This window comes from Bacillus cereus ATCC 14579 (genome assembly GCF_000007825.1).
GTDB lineage: Bacteria > Bacillota > Bacilli > Bacillales > Bacillaceae_G > Bacillus_A > Bacillus_A cereus.
The window spans coordinates 349,683-366,351 of sequence record NC_004722.1; the positions used below are offsets into that span (position 1 = coordinate 349,683).

Sequence of the window (16,669 nt, forward strand, 5' to 3'; positions counted from 1 at the left end):
GGTGATGAAATGGTACATACATATTTAGGTGAGACAATTAATTTTCATATAACTTATAAGAAGAAAAAGTCCGTGCGTCTTTTTGTGGATTCGTATGGAAATGTGGAAGTGCAAGCTCCGAAAGGAACACCTGTTGAATACTTAGTCCAGTTGCTAGAGGAGAAGTGGGATTGGATTCAGGCAACACGTAAGGAAATGCAGGAGAGAGCGCTTGGACCACAGGAAAAGGACTATGATCAAGGAGAGGGCTTTCTATATTTAGGAAGTACGTATCCGATACAGATTTCCCAAGATGCAAGCATTGAGCAAGACAATGCGATTTTTGAAGGGGATAAGTTACATATTTATGTGAAAGAGCTTAAGGATGAGAAAATACAACAAGCTTTAAAACGATTTTACTATAAGCAGTGTAAATCTTTAGTAGAGAAGAGTATTAAAGCGCATCAAAGTAATTTCAAAACAAAACCACGTTCTATTCGTATTACAGATAGTAGTCGTACTTGGGGTACTTGCGATTCAAATTTACAACTAACATTCAATTGGAAGCTAGCAATGGCACCACAGCGAGTAATTGACTATGTAGTCGTTCATGAAATGTGTCATATGGTTCATTTAAATCATGATCGCTCTTTTTGGCGTCTTGTCGGGAAGATAATGCCTGATTATAAAGAAATGGAGAATTGGTTAGCGTTATCTAGTTGGAAGATGACGGTTTAGGAAGGGATATCGATTTTTATCTGTAAATCGATATTTCTTGTCGAATCGTTGATATATTGTGAGTTTTGATAGATATATTTTAAAAATCGTTGATATATTGTAAGTTATGATAGATATATTCGAAAAATCGTTGATATAATTTCATTTACCACAGGATTGTTCAACAAATCGAAAAGAGAAGAGGTCACAGCAGACATCTCCTCTTTTCGACCATATAGATTATCGCCCAAACTTCACAATGAAAGTATCTGCTGTTTTCTCCATCTCATACCCAAGATACCCCTCCGAAAGCAAAGCCTGCTGTCCACTAGCATCACTCATTAGAATACTTTGAATATCCGTCCAATCGCTTTCTTTATCTCCGCGCAATTTCTTCACAAAAACATACCGCAGACTACCACCATACTTCTCCTTTAGCGCAGCAATCGCCATCCCTTGCGCAAACTTATCCTTCAAACTCGGGATGTTAAAAGGAGCAACGGTGCAGCATACATAATCATATTTGCTATCTTCTTTTTGTAATTCGTCCATGATGACGTTTGCTAATATTTTTTGCATCCCATTTCCTCGGCAGTTCGGATGAACGTTTGAGATTTCTTGATAGATGACGCGGTGCAGTTCACTTTCTGATAGACCAATATCAAGCCCTAAATGTTCATCGTCGATAGGAGGGACGAGTAGAGCGCGAAATGCGATGAGTTCGTTTTCGATAAAAGCACCGATCATCATGCCGTTTCCTTCTAGAATGTATTGAAATTCTTCTTGTGAGAGTGGTTGTAAACGACTTTTATCTTCTAGTGTTTCAACTACGATGTTTTGTAGTGATAAAATTTGTTCGATGTGCTCTAGTGATAGTAATGTAACGTGAAATGATTCGTTATTTTGTTTTAATGTTCCTTTGTATAGAACTGTCATGCGTTAGTCCTCCTTTAGCGTACAATGTCCTGAAAGACGGTGAGTTCTTGTAATGTATCTTCGTTTATTTCAATGCCGAGTCCAGGCTTTTCGTTTAAGCGAATGAATGGTACGTCGTAATGTAAGTTTCCGATGTCTTTTGTGAATTTTAATGGCCCTGTTAGCTCTACGCTCGTAATGATTTTCTTTGAGAAAGCGACATGGAATCCTGCGGAAGAGGCAACAGATGATTCGACCATTGATCCCACTTGGCATTCAATGCCTGCCATTTCTGCTTGATGAGCGAGCTTTACAGCTGGATATATGCCGCCGCATTTCATTAGTTTTATATTTACTTTATCAGCAGCTTCTAATTTAATAATTTGGCGCATTTCACGAGAACTTTTTAATCCTTCATCAATCATAAGCGGGAGGTCTGTTTTAGAACGAATATGAGCCATGGCATCAATATCGTCCGCGATAACAGGTTGTTCAATCCAGTCAATGTTTAAATGTCCTAATGAACGTAGTGCTGTTAATGTGTTTGCGCTATTTTTCCAGCCTTGGTTTACATCAACGCGAATAGCGATGTCATTTCCTACACGTTCTCGTACAGCTTCAATACGTTTCACATCTTCTTTTACATTTGTACCAACTTTCATTTTGAAAGATTGGTAACCTTTTTGAATCATAGAAGCAGCTTCTTCAGCCATGTTTTCTGGATCGGCAATACTTAAAACATGAGTGACAGGGAATTCTTCATGATAGCGCCCGCCAATTAATTGATATACAGGTTGATTTAGTTTTTTGCCCATTATATCAAAACAAGCAATATCAATTGCGGCTTTCGCTGTTGGAACACCGTAAATTGTATTGTCCATCATGTCGTGTATTTTTTCGATATTCATTGGATTTTGCCCGATTAGAGCAGGGGTTAGCGTATGTTTTAAAGTATGGAAAGTACTTTCCCATGATTCACCTGTGACGTGATCATCAGCAACGCCTTCACCGTAACCGATAATACCTTCATCTGTTTCCATTTTGACGATAATAGAGGGCATATCAGAATAAGAGCCATAACTAATAACAAACGGATTGCGAAGCGGTAAACGAATTGCGTAAAGATGAATAGCTGTAATTTTCATTGAATAGAAACCCCTTCCTGTTTACAATAGTTTTATACATTTGATATAGTTGACGTTAAATAGTCGTTAATTAATGATAAGGAGTTAGAGAAAATGATGATAAAAATTGCAGTTGTCGGTTCAAAGGAGTTTATGGAGAACCTTTTTCCAATTGCTCAAAAATTAGAAGGAATAGAAATTGATCCATATATTTACCTTCATCCGGCGGAATCTTCTGAACTATTAAAGTGTTTAAAGCCTTGTGATGTCATCTTTTTCTCAGGTGCTTTACCTTATTATATGGCAAAAGAAATAAGAGAACAATTACGAATTCCAAGTACATACTTACAGCAAGACGAGACAACTGTCGCATCTTCAATTCTTTCTATCATGTATCATCAAAGTATTCAACCACATAACATTTCCATCGATTTAGTAGACCGCTCGTTTATTACAAATGTGTTCCATGATATCGGTATAAAAGAAAGTCCACAAGTGTTGGATTATGAAAATATGCTGTGGAGTAAAGATGAAATAAATAGAGTTATCGATTTTCATGTAGCTAAATATCAATATGGAGAGGCTCATTTAGCTTTAACTAGTATTCACGCTGTTTACGACGAGCTTCAAAAAATAGGTATTCCTTCAGAGCGTATGATTGATCCAACACAGTCCATTATACATGGGCTAAAAGATGCAAAAATAAAAGCTGAGTTAGCAAAAAGCTATTCAGCTACTGTTGGTGCTTGTATTATTTCTTCCTTAGAATTACGAGCGAGTTTGCTTGAAAAACTAGATGTCATTTCAAAAGAACTACGTGGTTCATTTAAACAAGTGGATGAAATGACATGCATTTTGTATACAACTCGTGGTGATATCGAATCGATTATTAAAACAAATGCGATAGATAACTTGTTTGCGAGCATAGAAGGAACGATAGCTATTGGATTTGGTTATGGGAAAACCGTGAAAGAAGCGGAGCAAAATGCAAAAATTGCTCAAAGTTTTGCAAAGAACTATCCAATAGATCGTTGTTTTTATATACTAGCAAGTGATAAAGATTTGTTTGGTCCGTTCCCGAAAGAACAGAGAGTACAAAGTTTGAAAAATGATAATCCGGAACTAATGAAAATAGCGAAGGAAACGAAGCTTAGTCCGGCCAACTTGTCAAAAATCATTCAATTTAGTCAATCGCACCCGTCATTGAAGTTTACAGCAGCTGACCTTTCTGAGTATTTACAAGTGACTCGAAGATCGACAGAAAGGTTGTTAAAGAAATTAGTTGATTACGGGTATGCTCATATTTGCGGCGAGGAAATGCCCTATCAACAAGGGCGACCTCGCGCACTATATGAACTGAATTTCCCGCTATTTTTAAGCTTCTAGTTGAGCTTTTTGTTTCTTTAGTAGTTCTGCTTTTTCAATGTCTGATAGTTTTACAATTGTGAAGCCTGTTATACCATAAATGATTGAGATAATAGGTACGATGAAATTCAAAATAGCATAAGGGGCATATTCAAATGCACCTACGCCAAGTGTAGCGAGAATAAATACACCGCACGTATTCCAAGGAACGAAGACAGAAGTTAATGTTCCGCCATCTTCTAATGCTCTGGATAAGTTTTTTGAATGTAGTCCTTTTTCTGTGTATGCATTTGCGTACATTCTTGAAGGGACAACAATTGAAATATATTGTTCAGAGCAAGTAAGGTTTGTTGCAAAACAAGATGCGATAGTAGAAGCGATAAGCCCTTTTGCTGATTTCGCTAACTTTAAAATCTGATTTACAATTGAGCGAAGAATACCTGTATGTTCTAATACTCCTCCGAAAGTCATAGCGACAATTGTCATCGAGACTGTATTCATCATCGAATCTAAGCCACCGCGGTTAAATAGTTCGTCTACTAGCTTGTTTCCAGTGTCTATAACAAATCCAGCTTGGAGTGCACCGACAGATGCTGATACAGAACCACCTTGAATAAAGACTTGTGATAAAAATCCTAAAATAATACCGACGAGAATCGCTGGTATGGCAGGGACCTTTTTAGCGACCAATACCATAACGACTACGGGTATAATGAGTAGGAAAGGTGAGATAACAAAGTTTTGTTGCAATACTTGTAACGTTTGATCGATGCTCTTCGCATCAATATTGTTAGCGCCGAAGCTTCTTCCTAAGACCGCGTAGACGATAAGAGTAATAATTAAACCTGGAACTGTAGTAAATAACATATGACGAATGTGTGCGAATAAATCTGTATTTGTTAATCCTGCGGCTAAGTTAGTTGTGTCTGAAAGCGGTGACATTTTATCGCCAAAATAAGAGCCTGAAATAATGGCACCAGCAACCATTGGAGCTGGAATTCCCATACTTAGGCCAATTCCCATTCCAGCAACACCAATTGTGCCCATTGTAGACCAAGAGCTACCAATTGCTAATGCTACGATAGAACAAATGACGGTAATGGAAACTAAAAATAGTGATGGAGTTAAAAGTTTTAAACCGTAATAAATCATCGTTGCGACGATTCCACCGCCAATCCAAGCACCAATTGTTAAGCCAACAAGAATAATAATGACGATAGCGGGTAATGCAAGACGAATCCCTTTATACATTGCTTCTTCAAGATCATTCCATTTGTAACCGTAACGCCAAGCGACAATAGAAGCAACGGTTGTACCAATAATAAGTGGAACGTGAGGGGTTTGTTTTAATACAACAATTGTAACCATCATAACTGCAACGGTAATGATAATAGGGATAATCGCTATTCCAAAAGGTATTTCTTTTTTCATAAAGTTCCTCCTTGTTACGTATGTTTGTTTGTATTTTTAGAATTGTCGTAAAATAGACGTTTATTAGGTTATGATAACTAAAAGTTTATGTAAGCGTCAACATAAAAAACAGAAAATAAGGAATGTTCTAGTTGTTTGTTTAGTTTGTAATATAAGTGCAGAGTAAGCTTTTTAAGTATTTAAAAATAAATAATTGACTTTTTTCTTAAAATTCAATATGTTCATAAAAACATCTGTTTTTCATAAGTATAATTAACCCGAATCGTTTGTAATGTGGGAAGGAGACTGGAACGTTGAAAACATTAGAACTACAAGAGCGCTTAACGGAGATTTTTCAGCATTTACACGAAAACCCTGAAGTAAGTTGGAAAGAATATGAAACGACAGCGTATATTACTGACTTTTTAAAAGAAGAAGGAATTTCATATAGAACATTTGATGATTGTCCAGGTGTAATTGCTGAGATTGGAGGCGGGAATCCAGTTATTGCGATTCGTGCTGATATGGATGCACTTTGGCAAGAAGTAAATGGAGAATTTAAAGCGAACCATTCATGTGGCCATGATGCTCATATGACCATTGTAATGGGACTTATTTTACAATTGAAAAATATGAGATGGAAAAGTGGTACGGTTAGATTTATTTTTCAGCCAGCAGAAGAGAAGGGGAATGGTGCTTTGAAGATGGTGGAGAAAGGTGCTGTAGATGATGCTGATTTCTTATTTGGCGTCCATCTAAGACCAATTGAAGAACTATCTTTGAAACAAGCAGCCCCATCTATTCGTCATGGAGCAGCAGGATTTTTAGAGGGTATGATTCATGGGGAGGATGCACACGGGGCAAGACCACATCAAGGTGTGAATGCAATTGATGTCATTTCCATGATTAATATCGGTTTGAAAAATATCTGGCTGCCACCGCAAAGTTCTTATTCAGTAAAAATGACGAGATGCCAAGCTGGTGGTGATAATTTAAATATTATTCCGGGAAATGGTCATTTCAGTTTAGATGTAAGAGCAGAGAGTAATATACTATTAGAAGAATTAAAGAAAAAGATTGAGCATGTAATAGAATCAGCTGCATCGATGGGATCAAAAACTTCATACGAATGGATGGATCTTGCACCAGGAGCAGAGGTTTCCGAAGAAGCAGAGCGCTTTATGCGTAAAGGTATTCTCGAAGTGTATGGGGAAGAGAGATGCACAGGGCCTCTCTATACGACAGGAAGCGATGATTTCCATTACTATACAGTGAAAAGACCACATTTAAAAGCTGTCATGCTTGGACTAGGAGCAGACCTACAACCTGGATTACACCATCCGTATATGAGGTTTGATCATAGTTGTATTATGGATGGGGTAGAAATATTGAAACAAACTGTATTGAAAGTGTTAGAAGACAGGGGCTAGAGAGCTCCTGTTTTTTTGTCGTGAATTGTCGGCAAATCGATATATTTGAAAAACCGTTGATATATTTTGAGTTATGATAGATATATTGAGAAAATCGTTGATATATTTGAAGTTACGATAGATATATTGAGAAAATCGTTAATATAATTTCACGTACCTATTAATTTGATGAAAAATGAGCCTCCAGTACATGGTGTATAATAATAAGTATCATTTTTTAATAGGAGAAAACGAATGAACGAACAATATTACGATGCAGTTTTACATATAAAAACAGTCGGTGAGCAAAAAGGGTTTAACAAGTCTATGCATTATCATCGCTATGAACCGACACCGTATAGCGGGTTAGATGAGTTATTGAATCAATATGAAATACGAAGTAGCGACCGAATTGTAGACTTTGGGTGCGGAAAAGGGCGATTAAACTTTTATATGCATCATAAATGTGGTGCTTCAGCAGTTGGAATTGAAATGAATGAAGAGTTTTATAAAGAAGCGATGGATAATCGAGATCGTTATGCACGAAAGGCACGAAACAGTAAGGGGAAAATTCAATTCCAATGTTGTTTAGCGCAGGAATATGAGATTGATCCACATGATAATAGGTTTTATTTCTTTAATCCGTTTTCTGTGCAAGTGTTTATGAATGTAGTAAATAACATTTTGCTTTCAGTAGAAGAAACGGGGAGAGAAGTAGATATTATTTTATATTATCCTTCTGAGGACTATATTTTCTTCTTAGAAAATCAGACTGCGTTTGAGCTGAAGAAAGAAGTTAGATTGTCAGGTGCTTATGAGAAGAATGGGAATGAGAGGTTTTTAGTTTATACATTAGGGTAATAAAAAAACAGGTGCCAAGGCACCTGTTTTTTTATTAGTTACGGATTAAGTAATCAAATGCACCTAAAGCTGCGTTTGCACCTGAACCCATAGAGATGATGATTTGTTTGTACGGATTATTTGTACAGTCACCTGCAGCAAACACTCCTGGTACGTTTGTAGCGCCGTGCTTGTCTGTTACGATTTCACCGCGAACGCGTTCAACTGTTTCGCCTAACCAGTCTGTGTTTGGCACAAGACCGATTTGTACGAATACACCTTGTAATTCAACGTGATGAACTTCTTCAGTTTCACGATCGATGTAAGAAATACCGTTTACTTTATCAGTACCAGTGATTTCTTTCGTTTGAACGTTTTTCAGAACAGTTACGTTTGGTAAGCTGTTAAGACGCTCTTGTAATACAGCATCAGCTTTTAATTCTGGCATGAATTCAAGAACAGTTACGTGCTTAACGATACCTGCTAAGTCGATAGCTGCTTCAATACCAGAGTTACCTCCGCCGATAACTGCTACGTCTTTTCCAGTGAATAATGGACCGTCACAGTGTGGGCAATATGCTACACCTTTATTTTTGAACTCAGCTTCACCTGGTACGCCAACATTACGCCAGCGAGCACCTGTAGAAACGATTACGCTCTTACTTTTCAGAATAGCGCCGTTTTCAAGTTCCACTTCAATAAGTTCTTTTTTCTCTAAACGTTTCGCACGTTGTAGATTCATTACATCGATGTCGTATTCTTTTACGTGCTCTTCAAGGCTTGCTACTAGCTTAGGACCTTCAGTCTTTTTCACGCTGATGAAGTTCTCAATGCCCATAGTATCCATTACTTGACCACCGAAGCGCTCAGCAACGATACCAGTGCGGATGCCTTTACGTGCTGCGTAAATTGCTGCACTTGCACCAGCAGGGCCGCCACCAACAACAAGAACATCGTATGGATCTTTATCAGAAAGCTCTGATGCATCTGGCCCGTTACCCATTTTAGCTAAAATTTCTTCAAGTGTCATACGCCCGCTTCCGAAAGATTCGCCGTTTAGGTAAACAGTTGGTACTGCCATGATGTCTTTGCTTTCTACTTCCTCTTTGAATGCAGCGCCATCAATCATAGTATGTGTAATACCAGGGTTAAGAACGCTCATTACGTTAAGAGCTTGTACAACATCAGGACAGTTATGACAACTTAGGCTGATATAAGATTCAAAATGATATTCGCCTTGAATGTTTTTAATTTGATCGATTAATTTTTGTTCAACTTTTGGAGCGCGTCCACTTACTTGTAGTAAAGCTAACACTAATGATGTAAATTCGTGTCCTAATGGAATACCAGCGAATACGACACCAGTGTCTTCACCAGGGCGGTTTACGCTAAAGCTTGGTGTTCTCTCTAATTCAACTTTTTCTACTGTAATCTTAGATGACATAGTAGCTAATTCGTCTACTAGAGCTAACATATCTTTAGATACGTTATCGTCTCCTGCGCTTACCTTAAGTAAAATATCGTTCTCCATTAATTGAAGGTATTGGGATAGTTGTGTTTTTATATCTGCATCTAGTATCATTTTGATCGAACTCCTTAGATTTTGCCTACAAGGTCAAGGCTTGGTTTAAGTGTTGCAGAACCCTCTTGCCATTTAGCTGGGCAAACTTCACCTGGGTTGTTACGTACGTATTGAGCAGCTTTAATTTTGTTAACAAGAATGCTTGCATCACGGCCGATACCGTCAGCATTGATTTCCATAGATTGGATAACGCCGTCTGGATCGATGATGAATGTACCACGAGCAGCAAGACCTTCTTCTTCCATTAAAACGTTGAAGTTTGTAGTGATTGTGCGAGTTGGGTCACCAATCATGATGTACTCGATTTTGCCGATAGTTTCTGAGCTATCATGCCATGCTTTGTGAGTGAAGTGAGTGTCTGTAGATACAGAGTATACTTCAACGCCTAAGTCTTTTAGAGTTGCGTATTGGTTTTGTAAGTCTTCAAGTTCAGTTGGGCAAACGAATGTGAAGTCAGCTGGGTAGAAACAAACTACACTCCATTTTCCTTTTAAACTTTCGTCAGTAACTTGGATAAATTCTCCATTATGGTAAGCATTAGCTTTAAACGGTTTTACTTCTGTGCCGATTAATAACATATTAAAATTCCTCCTAAATGTTGGTTTTGAGCATCAAAAAATAGTGTGCTCATAAAATATATTTTTTAATTAACTATAATAATTCTAATTCGATATTAATTATCATATAGAAGTGGTTATTTTGTCAAGAGAATAAACCAACTTTATACCGATTTAATTAATATTTATTCTCAATTAAGGCTAACAGAGAATGGAAAGGTAACTTTAAGTTTATAAATTTTCAATGATTGTTTGAAAGAGTAGTGTGTATGTTAGAGATATGGTGTAAGTGTAAATTCTTAGGAAGGAAATATTTCTTAGAAGTTATGTATTTGAAAAGGAACTGCTTATTTCTATTTTACAAAGAATTGTGCGATAAATAAAATAAAATGAATCGAAATCTTTTTGAACAATTTTTGTCATCTCGAATATATAATTAGGAAGTATATTACGATGATAGTTAGAAATATTGACTCAAAGTGCTAACGAGATATAATAAAACCTAGATATACCTTTCAAAAAGAAGAATACATATTTATAGGATGAAAAAATTCAACCTATTATTTTTTATAGCTTTTAGAAAACGCTTACAATTGGTGTGGAGGGGAAACCATGTCTAAGTTCACAAAGTATTTTTTAATGGAAGCTAAAGATGTGATTGCATATGTGAAAGAGAAATTATCTAAGTTTGAACATGCAAAGGGGCTAAAGTGTAAAGAAATAGGTGATGGCAATTTAAATTATGTGTTCCGCGTTTGGGATGAAAAAGAGAACATGTCTGTCATCGTAAAGCAAGCTGGGGATACAGCTCGCATTTCAGATGAGTTTAAGTTGTCGATGAATCGTATTCGTATAGAATCAGATGTTTTGCAGTTAGAGGATGAGTTAGCACCTGGACTTGTTCCTAAGGTGTATTTATTTGATAGTGTGATGAATTGTTGCGTAATGGAAGATTTATCGGATCACACAATATTACGTACAGCACTTATAAATCATCAAATATTTCCGAGGCTTGCTGACGACTTAACTACTTTTATGGTAAATACACTTTTATTAACATCGGATGTTGTAATGAATCATAAAGAGAAGAAGGAACTTGTGAAGAATTATATAAATCCTGAATTATGTGAGATTACAGAGGACCTCGTATATTCAGAACCATTTACAAATCATAATAAGCGTAATGAGTTATTTCAGTTAAATGAGGGATGGATTAGGGAACATATTTATAGTGATAAAGAGCTTCGTATGGAAGTAGCGAAACGTAAATTTTCTTTTATGACGAATGCACAGGCATTACTTCATGGTGATTTACATACTGGTTCTGTTTTTGTAAGAGATGATTCTACAAAGGTTATTGATCCTGAGTTTGCTTTTTATGGACCTATGGGATATGACGTTGGGAATGTAATGGCGAATTTAATGTTTGTTTGGGTGAATGCAGATGCAACGATGTCACCTGGAGCTAAGAAAGATACATATATGGATTGGTTACAAACTACGATGGTAGAGGTAATTGATTTATTTAAGCAGAAGTTTTTAGGTGCTTGGGATATTCATGTGACCGAGATTATGGCGAAGGAAGAAGGCTTTAGCGAAGTCTATTTGCAATCTGTATTAGAGGATACAGCTGCAGTGACAGGTCTGGAATTAATTCGCCGTATTGTTGGATTAGCGAAAGTAAAAGATATTACTTGTATTGGGAATGAGGAAGCACGTGCTAGAGCGGAGCGAATTTGTCTTCAAGTAGCGAAGGGTTTTATTTTACGAGCGAATCAATATAGAACGGGCACAAGTTTTGTAGAAACGTTAAAAGAACAGTCAATGCACTACGCGAAGTAAGGGGAGAATATGATGGAAGAGCAATTAATACCAATTCAGTGGAAAGATGATGCTTTAGTTTTGTTAGATCAAACGTTATTACCAAATGAAATTGTCTATGAATCTTTTAAAACAGCTGAAAGTGTGTGGGATGCGATTCAAGTAATGAAAGTACGAGGTGCACCCGCGATTGGTGTTTCAGCTGCTTATGGAGTGTATTTAGGGATAAAGGAATTTGCTGAAAGTACGGAAGAAGGATTTATGGATGAAGTAAGAAAGGTATGTACATACTTGGCGACATCAAGACCGACTGCCGTAAATTTATTTTGGGCACTTGAAAGAATGGAAAGTGTAGCGACAGATAATATTCATTTATCAATCTCACAGCTGAAAAATAGATTACTAGAAGAGGCAAAAGAGATTCATAGAGAAGATGAAGAAATTAACCGTCAAATTGGAGAACATGCATTAACATTATTCCATGATGGAATGGGAGTATTAACACATTGTAATGCTGGTGCGTTAGCGACAACTAAGTATGGTACCGCGACAGCTCCCATGTACTTAGCGAAAGAAAAAGGATGGGACTTAAAAATCTATTCTGATGAAACACGCCCTAGATTACAAGGTTCAACGTTAACAGCATTAGAACTGCAGCGAGCAGGCATTGACGTTACTGTTATTACAGATAATATGGCAGCTATGGTCATGTCACAAGGGAAGATTGATGCGGTAATTGTTGGATGTGATCGTGTGGCAGCAAATGGTGATGTAGCAAATAAAATTGGCACGTTAGGCGTATCTATTTTAGCTAAGTACTACAACATTCCGTTTTATGTAGCAGCGCCAACACCGACAATTGATTTAAAGACATCGACAGGAAAAGAAATTCCGATTGAAGAAAGAGATGCTTCTGAAGTGATTAATCGCTTCGGAAAATATTCAGCTCCGAAAGAAAGTAAAGTATATAATCCAGCATTTGATGTTACTCCACATGAAAATGTAACAGCGATTATTACAGAAAAAGGGATTGTAAAGGCACCGTTTACGGAGAATTTAAAAAAGCTATTTCAATAAGTAGATAAATGTAAAAGTCAGTCATCATAAGCTTCATACTTAGGGGGATGTATATGTTATTACAAAAAGAAAGAGAAGAAATTGTAGCGTATGGAAAGAAAATGATTTCTAGTGGTTTAACAAAGGGAACGGGCGGTAATATTAGTATCTTTAATCGTGAACAAGGTCTTGTTGCGATTAGCCCAAGTGGTTTAGAGTATTATGAAACAAAGCCTGAAGATGTAGTTATATTAAACCTAGATGGTGAAGTAGTAGAAGGAGAGAGAAAACCATCAAGTGAATTAGATATGCACCTTATTTACTATAGGAAGCGTGAAGATATAAATGCGCTTGTGCATACACACTCTCCTTACGCGAAGACGATTGCATCATTAGGATGGGAGCTTCCTGCTGTATCGTATTTAATTGCTTTCGCAGGACCGAATGTGCGCTGTGCACCGTATGAAACATTTGGTACGAAGCAATTAGCGGAGGCTGCTTTTGAAGGCATGATTGATCGCCGTGCTGTTTTACTTGCAAATCACGGTTTAATTGCTGGTGCAAATAATATAAAAATGGCGTTTACTGTTGCAGAAGAGATTGAGTTTTGTGCTCAAATTTATTATCAAACGAAAAGCATTGGGGAACCAAAGCTATTGCCAGAAGATGAGATGGAGAATTTGGCGAAGAAGTTTGAAGGGTATGGGCAGCAGTAGAATGAAACAAAAACACCCTCAAGAAATCTTGAGGGTGTTTTTTAAGCTTTTTTAAGCAACAAATACATAAAGTAAGGAGCCCCAATTAAAGCAACGACAATACCTGCTGGAATGCCATTAGGATCAACGATATTTCGTCCGATTGTATCTGCTAATAATAATAGCCATCCGCCGATTAAAAGGGCGATAGGCATGAAGATTTGATGTCTTGGACCTACTAAAGATTTCGCGATATGAGGAGCCATTAATCCGATAAAGCTAATTCCTCCTGTTACGGAAACAGCTGCGGCTGCAAGTGCAACGGCTGCAACTAATAAGTACCTGCGTTCTTTTTCAATTTCAATTCCAACGCCAATTGCGACTGGTTCGTTTAATGCTAAAATGTTTAATCGATTTGCTTTATAGAAAACAAACGGAATGAATACGATTAACCATGGGAGCATTGCTAAAACGAAAATCCAGTCATCTCCCCAAATATTTCCGGCAATCCATTTTGAGATAAAGTCCACTTTCATACGATCAGCGGATGAAATAAGGACAATCATCGCTCCAGATAGTGCAAATGCAAAACCGATACCAGTTAATGTTAATCGTATTGGTTGAAGTCCAGTTGATTTACTATATGAAAACACGTAAATTAGAACAGCTGTCAGAAATGCCCCAATAAATCCAACGACAGGTAGTAAGTAAAGAAATGAACCTACGTCTATTGGAAAGTATAAAAAGAAAATAGCAACAGCAACACCAGCCCCAGAGTTAATACCAAGAATACCAGGTTCAGCTAAATCATTTCGGGTAATTCCTTGCAGAATAGCCCCTGATAAAGCGAGAGCCATACCAGCTAATAATGTAATGACAATTCTAGGTAGTCTTAAAGAGTATAAAACAAACTCCTCTTTAAAAGTCCCTTGCCCCATTAATGTTGGGAGTAGTCGATCATAAGATAAAGATGCTGAACCAAGTCCCATTCCAACTACAATGGTTGTGATGATTACTATAAGTAAAGCGAGTATAATGAGACGCTGTTTTCTTAAAATAGATTGCATCATGAGAATGTTTTTCCTCCTTTACGTACAATGAATAGGAAGAATGGTAACCCTACAATCGCGACAATTGCCGCAACTGGTGTTTCGTATGGAGCGTTAATAGTACGTCCGATTGTATCTGCAAGTAGCATAAAGGAAGCTCCAGCAATTGCTGACATCGGTATAACAAATCGGTAATCTGGACCGACAATTGGGCGTACCATGTGAGGTACCATTAAGCCGATGAATGCCATATTTCCAACAAGAGCTACAGATGCACCTGCAAGTAAGATAATAATGATAAATAAAATAGTTTTAATAACAATAATTTTTTGACCTAGTCCAATAGCCACTTCCTCACTGAAACTAAGAACTGTCAATTTTTTTGCTAGTAAGATAGCGATAAAGATACTAATTGAAATGACCGGAATAATAATTTTTAATTGGCTCCAAGTTGTTCCAATTACGCCCCCAGCAGTCCAAAGTGATACATCTTGTGAAATTTTAAAGTAAATGCCGATTCCTTCTGAAATTGCGAGTAGAAATGCTGAAACTGCAGCGCCCGCTAATACAATTCGAAGAGGAGAAAGGCCGCCTTTTTTCACCATACCAATTCCAAATACCATAATTGCGCCAATTGCAGCACCGATAAAGCAAGCTAATGTTAAGTAAAGATAGCTGATGGAAGGGTTGAAAGCAAGTGTCAGTGCAAGCGCAGCATTTGCTCCACCAGATAGCCCTAATAATCCAGGATCCGCAAGTGGATTTCGTGTTAATCCTTGCATAATTGCCCCAGAAACGGCTAATCCAGCTCCTACAAAAATAGCAGCAACTTCACGTGGTAAACGTATTTCTCGAATAATAGATATTTTGTCTCCTTTAGCGGAGGAAGTGAGTGCTAACCATACATCTTTTATCGAAGTATCTGCAGCACCTAATACCATTGCAACCATAAAAATAAGAAAGAATGCAATTAAGCTTAAAATTAGTTTGTATGTAAAAGCTATAGAACGTGGATTGTCATGATCTTTTGTCATTCGTTTCACATCTTTTCTGTTCATAGAATAAAGGAAGAGGAATTCTTAAATTAAGAATTCCTCATGTTTGTATTATTTACCAAGAAAGCTCTTCTTGAAGAAGTCTAGTTGGAAATCTAATGTAAGTGGATCATTGAAATAGAATTCCATCATGTTTGCTTCATATACGCGATTATTTTTTACTGCTGGGATGTTTTTATATGATTCTGTCTCTTGGAATGAGTTATCAGTATCTTTGTTTTTACTTACGATTAAGTAATCACCAGCAAATTCAGGTAATACCTCAGTAGATAATGCGTAGTAACCTTCTTTTAATGCTTTTTCTTTTACTTTTTCAGGCATTTTTAATTTCATTTCTTGGTACAGGATTTCTGTTCCACGGCCCCAGTTCTCGCCGTATACATAAAGCTGTTTGTTGAAGTTTTCTACAACAGAAACCGTTGCGTCTTCACCGATTTTTGCTTTAATTTCTTTACCAGCTTCTTGTGCACGTTTCTTGAAGTCATCAACCCAAGTTTTTGCTTCTTTTTCTTTATTTAATAACTTACCGATTTCTAAATGCTGTGTTAAGTAATCAACTTTTCCGTAAGTGTATGTTACAGTAGGCGCGATTTTCTTTAACTTATCGACATTTTTAACATTTGATAAACCGATGATTAAATCTGGATTTAGTTCAGCGATTTTTTCAACATTTTCATCAGATACTTCAGCAACATCTTTAAGTTTGCTATCAAAACGTGGGTTTTGTTTAGACCATGAATCTACCCCAACAAGATTTACACCTAATGACATTACGTTACCAGCGAATGATGATAATACAACAACGCGTTTTGGATTTGCAGGAACTTCTACTTTTTTACCATCTTCAGATTGGTATGTAATTGTTTCTGATTTGCTACCTTTTGCATCGTTCTTTTTGTCTGTAGAGCTATTGCTACAAGCGCTCATAACAAGAACGAAAAGGACTGTTAGTGAAATAAATAACTTTTTCATCGTCTTTCTCCTTTAACATAGATGATATGTGTATACAATAATTTGTTTAACTGCAATCTTTTTGAAATAGTAGTGGTAATGCAAAATAATTTATTAAAAATCTTGAATATGAGATTTTATAAT

Annotated in this window: 15 protein-coding genes; 7 read left to right on the forward strand and 8 right to left on the reverse strand. The window is 36.9% G+C overall.

The annotated features are described in order from the left end of the window. Positions 1–9: 9 nt before the first annotated feature. The gene (locus tag BC_RS01880; protein ID WP_000233742.1) at positions 10–717 is read left to right on the forward strand and encodes a M48 family metallopeptidase; all 708 of its coding nucleotides are present in this window, start codon (positions 10–12) and stop codon (positions 715–717) included. Between the two features lie 219 nt (positions 718–936). Here the strand turns inward: BC_RS01880 and BC_RS01885 are convergent, their stop codons facing one another. Then, positions 937–1,632, reverse strand: a complete 696-nt coding sequence (locus BC_RS01885) for a hypothetical protein (protein ID WP_000217578.1) — start codon at positions 1,630–1,632, stop codon at positions 937–939. Positions 1,633–1,646: 14 nt separating this feature from the next. Further along, complete coding sequence (locus BC_RS01890; RefSeq protein WP_000704492.1) at positions 1,647–2,756, reverse strand: mandelate racemase/muconate lactonizing enzyme family protein; 1,110 nt, start codon at positions 2,754–2,756, stop codon at positions 1,647–1,649. A gap of 93 nt (positions 2,757–2,849) precedes the next feature. On the opposite strand from BC_RS01890, the gene BC_RS01895 reads away from it, so the two are divergent. Then, entirely contained in the window at positions 2,850–4,121 is a 1,272-nt protein-coding gene (locus BC_RS01895) for a hypothetical protein (RefSeq protein ID WP_000972815.1), read from the forward strand. Here the strand turns inward: BC_RS01895 and nhaC are convergent. Further along, the gene (gene nhaC / locus BC_RS01900) at positions 4,110–5,531 is read right to left on the reverse strand and encodes a Na+/H+ antiporter NhaC (RefSeq protein WP_000711525.1); all 1,422 of its coding nucleotides are present in this window, start codon (positions 5,529–5,531) and stop codon (positions 4,110–4,112) included. The two genes, BC_RS01895 and nhaC, sit on opposite strands and share 12 nt — an antisense overlap. A gap of 293 nt (positions 5,532–5,824) precedes the next feature. Here nhaC and BC_RS01905 point away from each other — a divergent pair, with 293 nt between their 5' ends. Then, positions 5,825–6,940, forward strand: a complete 1,116-nt coding sequence (locus BC_RS01905; protein WP_000853516.1) for a M20 peptidase aminoacylase family protein — start codon at positions 5,825–5,827, stop codon at positions 6,938–6,940. A 234-nt stretch (positions 6,941–7,174) separates the two neighbouring features. Beyond that, positions 7,175–7,780 carry an SAM-dependent methyltransferase gene (locus BC_RS01910; RefSeq protein ID WP_001005627.1) on the forward strand — a complete coding sequence of 202 codons (606 nt, stop codon included), beginning with the start codon at positions 7,175–7,177 and terminating at the stop codon, positions 7,778–7,780. Between the two features lie 34 nt (positions 7,781–7,814). Here BC_RS01910 and ahpF read toward each other — a convergent pair whose 3' ends face one another. Both ahpF and ahpC read right to left on the reverse strand, forming a co-directional pair. Then, entirely contained in the window at positions 7,815–9,341 is a 1,527-nt protein-coding gene (ahpF, locus tag BC_RS01915; RefSeq protein ID WP_000599501.1) for an alkyl hydroperoxide reductase subunit F, read from the reverse strand. Between the two features lie 14 nt (positions 9,342–9,355). Then, positions 9,356–9,919 (reverse strand): alkyl hydroperoxide reductase subunit C, encoded by a 564-nt coding sequence (gene ahpC / locus BC_RS01920; RefSeq protein WP_000924420.1) that lies wholly within the window; start codon positions 9,917–9,919, stop codon positions 9,356–9,358. A 591-nt stretch (positions 9,920–10,510) separates the two neighbouring features. Here ahpC and mtnK point away from each other — a divergent pair. The 3 genes from mtnK to BC_RS01935 are packed head-to-tail and all read left to right on the forward strand — an operon-like array spanning position 10,511 to position 13,491. Further along, positions 10,511–11,740, forward strand: a complete 1,230-nt coding sequence (gene mtnK, locus BC_RS01925; protein WP_000033222.1) for an S-methyl-5-thioribose kinase — start codon at positions 10,511–10,513, stop codon at positions 11,738–11,740. A 9-nt stretch (positions 11,741–11,749) separates the two neighbouring features. Then, positions 11,750–12,796, forward strand: a complete 1,047-nt coding sequence (gene mtnA / locus BC_RS01930; protein ID WP_002025237.1) for an S-methyl-5-thioribose-1-phosphate isomerase — start codon at positions 11,750–11,752, stop codon at positions 12,794–12,796. Positions 12,797–12,849: 53 nt separating this feature from the next. Next, positions 12,850–13,491, forward strand: a complete 642-nt coding sequence (locus tag BC_RS01935) for an L-fuculose-phosphate aldolase (RefSeq protein ID WP_000926557.1) — start codon at positions 12,850–12,852, stop codon at positions 13,489–13,491. Positions 13,492–13,532: 41 nt separating this feature from the next. Here BC_RS01935 and BC_RS01940 read toward each other — a convergent pair whose 3' ends face one another. Genes BC_RS01940 through BC_RS01950 form a run of 3 tightly spaced genes read right to left on the reverse strand, consistent with a single transcriptional unit; the run spans position 13,533 to position 16,546 of the window. After that, entirely contained in the window at positions 13,533–14,540 is a 1,008-nt protein-coding gene (locus tag BC_RS01940; protein ID WP_000983751.1) for a FecCD family ABC transporter permease, read from the reverse strand. Beyond that, positions 14,537–15,577 (reverse strand): FecCD family ABC transporter permease, encoded by a 1,041-nt coding sequence (locus BC_RS01945; protein WP_002025239.1) that lies wholly within the window; start codon positions 15,575–15,577, stop codon positions 14,537–14,539. Before BC_RS01945 ends, BC_RS01940 begins: the two co-directional genes overlap by 4 nt. Before the next feature lie 48 nt (positions 15,578–15,625). Continuing rightward, positions 15,626–16,546: an iron-hydroxamate ABC transporter substrate-binding protein gene (locus BC_RS01950; protein ID WP_000732597.1), complete on the reverse strand. Its 921-nt coding sequence runs from the start codon at positions 16,544–16,546 to the stop codon at positions 15,626–15,628. Between the last annotated feature and the right edge of the window lie 123 nt (positions 16,547–16,669).

Bases quoted from the DNA above. Each gene is read 5' to 3' on its own strand.
- ahpF (WP_000599501.1), bottom strand. From the start codon at position 9,341: ATGATACTAGATGCAGATATAAAAACACAACTATCCCAATACCTTCAA.
- BC_RS01935 (WP_000926557.1), top strand. From the start codon at position 12,850: ATGTTATTACAAAAAGAAAGAGAAGAAATTGTAGCGTATGGAAAGAAA.
- BC_RS01890 (WP_000704492.1), bottom strand. From the start codon at position 2,756: ATGAAAATTACAGCTATTCATCTTTACGCAATTCGTTTACCGCTTCGC.
- BC_RS01910 (WP_001005627.1), top strand. From the start codon at position 7,175: ATGAACGAACAATATTACGATGCAGTTTTACATATAAAAACAGTCGGT.
- mtnK (WP_000033222.1), top strand. From the start codon at position 10,511: ATGTCTAAGTTCACAAAGTATTTTTTAATGGAAGCTAAAGATGTGATT.
- BC_RS01940 (WP_000983751.1), bottom strand. From the start codon at position 14,540: ATGATGCAATCTATTTTAAGAAAACAGCGTCTCATTATACTCGCTTTA.
- BC_RS01895 (WP_000972815.1), top strand. From the start codon at position 2,850: ATGATGATAAAAATTGCAGTTGTCGGTTCAAAGGAGTTTATGGAGAAC.
- BC_RS01880 (WP_000233742.1), top strand. From the start codon at position 10: ATGGTACATACATATTTAGGTGAGACAATTAATTTTCATATAACTTAT.
- mtnA (WP_002025237.1), top strand. From the start codon at position 11,750: ATGATGGAAGAGCAATTAATACCAATTCAGTGGAAAGATGATGCTTTA.
- BC_RS01885 (WP_000217578.1), bottom strand. From the start codon at position 1,632: ATGACAGTTCTATACAAAGGAACATTAAAACAAAATAACGAATCATTT.
- ahpC (WP_000924420.1), bottom strand. From the start codon at position 9,919: ATGTTATTAATCGGCACAGAAGTAAAACCGTTTAAAGCTAATGCTTAC.
- nhaC (WP_000711525.1), bottom strand. From the start codon at position 5,531: ATGAAAAAAGAAATACCTTTTGGAATAGCGATTATCCCTATTATCATT.
- BC_RS01945 (WP_002025239.1), bottom strand. From the start codon at position 15,577: ATGAACAGAAAAGATGTGAAACGAATGACAAAAGATCATGACAATCCA.
- BC_RS01950 (WP_000732597.1), bottom strand. From the start codon at position 16,546: ATGAAAAAGTTATTTATTTCACTAACAGTCCTTTTCGTTCTTGTTATG.